The sequence below is a fragment of the Cellulosimicrobium sp. NPDC055967 genome (assembly GCF_042269845.1).
Lineage (GTDB): Bacteria > Actinomycetota > Actinomycetes > Actinomycetales > Cellulomonadaceae > Cellulosimicrobium.
Window position 1 is genome coordinate 365,566 of record NZ_JBHJYJ010000004.1, and the last position, 6,089, is coordinate 371,654.

Below are 6,089 nucleotides of genomic sequence, written 5' to 3' on the forward strand. Positions count from 1 at the left end.
GACGACCGGGTCCCGATCGTTACCGGACCGTCACGGACCCGACACGCCGGACGGGTGCTCGCCCTGCTCGGCGCCGTGCCCGGGGACCTGCTCCGAGCCCTGGAGGTCGGGCTGCTCCGGCCCCTGGCCGACGTCGCGCCGCACGCGGCGGATCTTCTTCTCCGACACCGGGCGTTCGCCGAGCTCCTCGGGCGACCACTGCTCGGCGTCGGTCGGGTACGCACCCTTGGCCGGGCGGCGCTTGCGCTCGGGCGGCGCGACGCCGTCGGCCAGACGGCGCGCGGTGAGCAGGAAGCCCGTGTGCCCGATCATGCGGTGCTGCGGGCGCACCGCGAGGCCCTCGAGGTGCCAGCCCCGCACCATGGACTCCCACGCGACCGGCTCGGCGTAGCGCCCGTCGGCGCGCAGGTCCTCCGCGAGGCGCGAGAGCTGCGTCGTGGTGGCGACGTAGCAGACCAGCACGCCGCCGGGGACGAGCGCGCGGGCGACGACGTCGAGGTTCTCCCACGGGGCGAGCATGTCGAGGACGACGCGGTCGACCGTGCCGTCCCCGGTGACGGTGGGCAACACGTCCGCGAGGTCGCCCACGGACAGCGTCCAGGCAGGGTGCGCGCCGCCGAAGAAGGTCTCGACGTTGCCGCGCGCGATGGCCGCGAAGTCCTCGCGGCGCTCGATCGAGTGCAGCTCGCCCGCGTCCCCGACGGCGCGCAGGAGCGACATCGTCAGCGCGCCCGAGCCGACGCCCGCCTCGACGACGCGCGCGCCGGGGAAGATGTCCGCCATCGCGACGATCTGCCCCGCGTCCTTGGGGTAGACCACCGCGGCCCCGCGCGGCATGGACAGCACGTAGTCCGCGAGCAGCGGGCGCAGCGCGAGGTACTCGATCTCGGCCGTGTTGCGGACGACGCTCCCCTCGGGCTGCCCGATGAGGTCGTCGTGGCGCAGGTAGCCCTTGTGCGTGTGGAACGTCGCGCCCGGCGCGAGCGTGATCGTGTGCAGGCGTCCGCGCGGGTCGGTGAGCTGGACCTTGTCACCCACGCGCAGGGGCCCGCGGCGCTCGTCGGCGCCGGTCGCGCCGGGGCGGTCCGGGGCGGCGGCCGCGGGCGCGGGCGCGGCGGTGTCCTCCGGTCCGGAGGGCGTCGTCTGGGGGCCGGGCGTGGCGGCGGGCTCGGAGGTCACGGGCGACCATCCTACGGGCCGGACGCGGTCAGCGACCGCGCTGCGCGTCCCGCAGAGCCGCCACGACCCGCGCGACCTCGAGCGCCCCGACGACGCGTCCGCCGTCGGTCACGACGACGACGGCGCCGTCCCGCCCGACGCGTGCCAGGGCGCCGAGCATGTCCTGACCCTGGAGGTGCGCGTCGATCGTCGCGCCCGCGGGCAGCGGCACGGCGACGGCGCCCACGGGCGTGGCCTCGGCGGCGTCGGGCGGCACGGCCGCGGCGGCCCCGGGGTCCGCGTATCCCACGGGCCGGCCCGTCCCGTCGACGAGCACGGCGAGGACGTGCGGCCCGCCCGCGAGCGCCACCGCCCGTCCCACGGCACCGACCGTCGCCGTGGAGGGCACCGCGACGGCGGGCCGCGCGAGGCCGCGCACGGAGAGCCCGGAGACCGCCTCGCGCGTCCGGCCCGCGGTGATCGCCTGCCCGGCGCCGCTCCAGAGGAACGCGCCGATGAGCGCGGCCCAGGCGACGGTCCACAGGTCGGGCTGGCGTCCGACCGTCAGCGGCCACACCAGGGCCCACGCGACGACGCCGACGGCGACCGCGCGCCCGACCCAGCCCGCCGCGACCGTGCCCCTGGTACGCGAGCCCGTCGCGGCCCACACGGCCGACTCGAGGATCTGCCCGCCGTCGAGCGGCAGGCCCGGCAGGAGGTTGAAGAACCCGACGAACGCGTTGGAGAACGCCCCGGCGTAGAGGAGCAGCGCGGGCACGGAGAACGTCGGCTGCGCCTGGAACGTCACCCAGAACACGACCGCGAGCGCCAGGTTGGTCAGGGGCCCGACCACGGAGATGAGGAAGCCGTCGAGCGGGCGGGCGGACGTCCCCGAGTACGCGGTGTGCCCGCCCCACAGCGTGACGGCGAGCTCGGTGACGTGCTGCCCGCGGGCCCGCGCGACGAGCGCGTGCGCCACCTCGTGCAGGAACACGGAGGCGAACAGCAGGAGCACGAACGCGAACGAGACGAGGTACACCTCGTTGCCCAGGTGCGGCGCGAGCCGCCGCACCGTGGGGACGAAGAGCACGGTGAGGATCGCGGCGGCCAGGAACCACGACGGCGTGAGGATGACCGGTGCGCCGACGATGCGACCGATGACCCAGCCCTTCGTGCGCGGGCCGGCCGGTGCGGGCGTGCGGGGGGCTCTGGGGTCGGGTCCGTCCACCCTGAGAGCCTATGCGTTCCGCGCGCCGACCCGGACGTCGGGCGGGCGGCGGGTGCGATGATCGGGCCGTGCACGCTCACGACGACGACGAGGACGAGGTCCCGCTGACCGGAGGGAACGTCAACGCCGTGGTGCGCGTCGGCGACACCGTGCGGCGGACGGCCGGGCCGTGGACGCCGACGGTCCACGCGCTCCTCGCCTGGGTCCGCGCCCAGGGGGTCTCCGTGGCCCCCGCGCCGCTCGGCCGCGACGCGGTCGGGCGCGAGGTGCTGACCTGGACCGAGGGCGAGGTCGGCGGCTGGCCGCTCCCGGACTGGCTCTGGGACCGCGCGACGCTCCGCCAGTCGGGCGCGATGCTGCGGGCGTGGCACGACGCGACCGTCGGCTTCGCGCTCGCCGGGGCGGTGTGGCGCTCGCCCGTGCGCGAGCCGGCGGAGGTCGTGTGCCTCAACGACGCCGCGCCGTACAACATGGTCCGCGCGGGGGGCGCGCTCGTCGGGTTCATCGACGTCGACATGGCGTCACCAGGGCCCCGGGTCTGGGACGTCGCCTACCTCGCCTACCGGTTGTGCGGCTGGTGCGAGGACATGCCGGCCCCGCCCGGGCTCGCACCCGAGGAGCGGCTCGCCGAGCTGCTCGTCGGCTACGGCCTCGACCGCGCGCCGGCTCCCGCCGCCGTGCTGTCGACGATGCACGAACGTCTCCTCGACCTCGCCGGCTGGACGGACGCGCACGCCCGGGACACCGCTCGGCCGGACCTCCACGACCAAGCCGCGATGTACCGCCGGGACGCGGCGCGCCTCGCGCGAGGCTAGGCGGCGTCGTCGTCCATGAGGTCGACGACCTCGCCGGAGACGAGCCGGGCGAGCAGGTCGAGGTCGACGAGCTCGAGCGACGGCGTCCGGCTCAGGCCGGGCGCGGGCAGGACGGGGACCACGGCCTGCACGCCGAGCGTCGCCGCGCCGGCCGCGCGGGCCGAGGCGATACCGGCAGGCGAGTCCTCGATGGCGACGCAGCGCGTGACGTCGACGCCGAGCCGCTCGGCCGCGAGCAGGTAGGGCTCGGGGTCAGGCTTGCCGCGCTCGACCTCGTCGCCGCACACGAGCACCTGGAACGCGTCGTCCGGCGCGAGCTCCGCGACGGGTGCGGCGAGCTCGCGGTAGGACATCGTGACGAGCGCGCACGGCACGCCGGTCTCGCGCAGCGCCGTGAGCAGCTCGCGCGCGCCGGGCTGCCACGGGACCGCGGCCTGCACCTGCTCGACGACCCGCCCCAGGAGGAACGCGACGATCTCGTCGACCGGCAGGTCCACTCCCCCACGGTCCCGGATGATCCGCGCGGACTCGCGCAGCGGGTTCCCCACGAGCGACATGGCGTCCTCGTGCGTCCACGTGCCCCCGTGCGCCTCGACGAGCTCGTGCTCCGCGGCGATCCAGTAGGGCTCGGTGTCGACGAGCGTCCCGTCCATGTCCCACAGGACAGCATCAGGCAGCTCCACGCTCGAAGACGTCTTGCGACCTGCGTTCATCTCGCCATGAGGGGCGGCCATCACATACTCCCAACCGAACGGTGCAGCACGTCGTGCAGCACCCGACCCTAGCCGCTCCTCCCGCCACGATCGTCGGGCACCACGCTCCCGGCCAGGACGCCGCGCGCAGGACGGTCCCTGCTCATCGACCCGGCCCCAGGCCTGCGGTACGCGTCGGACCCTCGCGCCACGCCGGTACGCCCGGCGCGGGTTCTCGTCACGGCTCCGTGCCGGTGATCGTGGCCGAGCGCCGTCGACCGGCCCAGCACCACCACGCGACGGCGTACACGAGCACCCCTGCGGCGAGCGTGGACCCCGCAGCCTTCGCGACCGCGGTGAGGACCCCCTCGACCCCGGCGAGCTCGTCCTGCCCCGCGCGCACGGCGGCCGCGACCGTGACCCCGACGACGAGCGCGACGATCCCGGCGACGATCGCCGCCCGGCCCGAGGTGAGCCGCAGGCGACCCCTGTCGCCTCGCCACGCGGCGAACCGGCGCCACGACCACACCGCGAGCACCCCGAGTCCCAGCGCCGTGCTCGCATGCTGCAGCACACGGCTGCCGTCCCACCCCGTCGCCGCGGGCTCGCGCGCCGGCACGAGGAGCTCGACGAGGACTCCGGCGTCGTCCGTCAGCGCGTCCCACAGCACGTGCGTCGCGACACCGAGCACCAACGAGACGACGCCCCAGCACGCGCGGACGCCCCAGGAGCCGCCCCCGGGCTTCCTGCGGACGTCCCCGCGCTCGTGCCCGACGACGAGGGCGCGGAGCGGGGCGCGCACGACGGACCAGAGCGCGAGGAGCACCGCGGCGGTCGGCACGGCCACGGCGAGCGCGCCGAGCGGCTGGTGCGTCGTCGTCGCGTTGACGAACGGCTCGTACCAGGAGTCCGCGGACCGCGGCACGCGGACGAAGTACGGGACGTCGGGGGCGACGGCCCCCGCCACGAGGGCGGCAGGGACGAAGGGGGCCCGCACGAAGGGCAGCACCGCGGCGGGGTGGGACAGGGTGAAGGGCACCCGTCGATCCTCGATCCTCCCTCACGGGGGCGACGTCCCACCAGGGACGTACCTCGTCGCGACGAGGTTCGTCCCGAGGAATGACAGGACGGCGCACCGGACCGAGGGGCGCGCCGCGCGCCCGAGGTACCCCTGCCCGCCGACTACGCCACGCGCGAACCCGCTCCGCCGTCGTCGGGCCCGGCCGCATAGGCTGGGGCGATGACCGAGAACGCGACCGAGGGCACCCGGCAGACCGTGATGATCGCGGCGTTCGAGGGCTGGAACGACGCGGGGAGCGCCGCCACGGCTGCGCTCCAGCACCTGCACGAGGTGTGGGGCGCCGAGGACGTCGACGAGCTCGACCCGGAGGAGTACCACGACTTCCAGGTGAACCGCCCCGTCGTCACGACGGACGACGACGGGCTCCGCGAGATCACGTGGCCGACGACGACGATCGCGTCCGCGACCCTGTCGCCCGGTGGGCGGCGGGTCGTGCTCGTGCACGGCATCGAGCCGTCGATGCGGTGGCGCCGGTACTGCCGCGAGCTGCTCGACATCGCGGAGGAGCACGACGTGCGCACGGTCGTCACGCTCGGCGCGCTGCTCGCCGACGTCCCGCACACGCGGCCCATCCCCATGACGGCGACGTCGGAGAGCGTCGGGCTCCAGGCGGTGCTCGACGTCGAGCCGAGCACGTACGAGGGGCCGACGGGGATCGTCGGGGTGCTCCAGCACGCCGCCGCCGAGCGGGGCCTGCAGTCGGTGTCGCTGTGGGCGGCCGTGCCGCACTACGTGGCGCACCCGCCGTCGCCCAAGGCGACGCTGGCGATCCTCGCGCGCATCGAGGAGCTCCTCTCGGAGCCCATCCCGCTCGGGGATCTGCCCGAGGACGCCGAGGCGTGGCAGCACGGCGTCGACGAGCTCGCCGCGGAGGACGCCGAGATCGCGGAGTACGTCCAGCAGCTCGAGGAGGCGAAGGACACCGCGGAGCTGCCCGAGGCGAGCGGCGAGGCGATCGCGCGCGAGTTCGAGCGCTACCTGCGCCGTCGCGACCGCGGCAACCCGGGCAAGGGCCCGACGGTCTAGGCCCTGTCCTGCGAATGTTCTTGGCATGTGTCCGGTAATGTCCGGGTTGTGGGTGTGGGGCGTGGTGAGCTGACTGACACGGCGTGGGC

6 protein-coding genes are annotated in these 6,089 nt (G+C 75.5%); 2 read left to right on the top strand and 4 right to left on the bottom strand.

What is annotated here, in order from left to right; genetic code table 11:
- Positions 1-30: 30 nt before the first annotated feature.
- Together ACFC2L_RS08355 and ACFC2L_RS08360 are read right to left on the bottom strand one after the other, a co-directional pair.
- A complete protein-coding gene (locus ACFC2L_RS08355) occupies positions 31-1,038 on the bottom strand; it encodes a tRNA (adenine-N1)-methyltransferase (protein WP_375823820.1) in 1,008 nt (335 codons plus the stop codon).
- Positions 1,039-1,207: 169 nt separating this feature from the next.
- Entirely contained in the window at positions 1,208-2,386 is a 1,179-nt protein-coding gene (locus ACFC2L_RS08360) for a site-2 protease family protein (protein ID WP_375823798.1), read from the bottom strand.
- A gap of 68 nt (positions 2,387-2,454) precedes the next feature.
- Here ACFC2L_RS08360 and ACFC2L_RS08365 point away from each other — a divergent pair, with 68 nt between their 5' ends.
- Positions 2,455-3,201 carry a phosphotransferase gene (locus tag ACFC2L_RS08365; protein WP_375823799.1) on the top strand — a complete coding sequence of 249 codons (747 nt, stop codon included), beginning with the start codon at positions 2,455-2,457 and terminating at the stop codon, positions 3,199-3,201.
- On the opposite strand, the gene ACFC2L_RS08370 is transcribed toward ACFC2L_RS08365, so the two are convergent.
- Both ACFC2L_RS08370 and ACFC2L_RS08375 read right to left on the bottom strand, forming a co-directional pair.
- Positions 3,198-3,884 (bottom strand): HAD family hydrolase, encoded by a 687-nt coding sequence (locus ACFC2L_RS08370; RefSeq protein WP_375823800.1) that lies wholly within the window; start codon positions 3,882-3,884, stop codon positions 3,198-3,200. The genes ACFC2L_RS08365 and ACFC2L_RS08370 overlap by 4 nt on opposite strands.
- A 247-nt stretch (positions 3,885-4,131) precedes the next feature.
- The gene (locus ACFC2L_RS08375) at positions 4,132-4,932 is read right to left on the bottom strand and encodes a DUF4184 family protein (protein ID WP_375823801.1); all 801 of its coding nucleotides are present in this window, start codon (positions 4,930-4,932) and stop codon (positions 4,132-4,134) included.
- 201 nt (positions 4,933-5,133) lie between these two features.
- Between ACFC2L_RS08375 and ACFC2L_RS08380 the strand changes: the two genes are divergently transcribed.
- Complete coding sequence (locus ACFC2L_RS08380; RefSeq protein ID WP_253049744.1) at positions 5,134-6,000, top strand: PAC2 family protein; 867 nt, start codon at positions 5,134-5,136, stop codon at positions 5,998-6,000.
- Positions 6,001-6,089 lie beyond the last annotated feature (89 nt).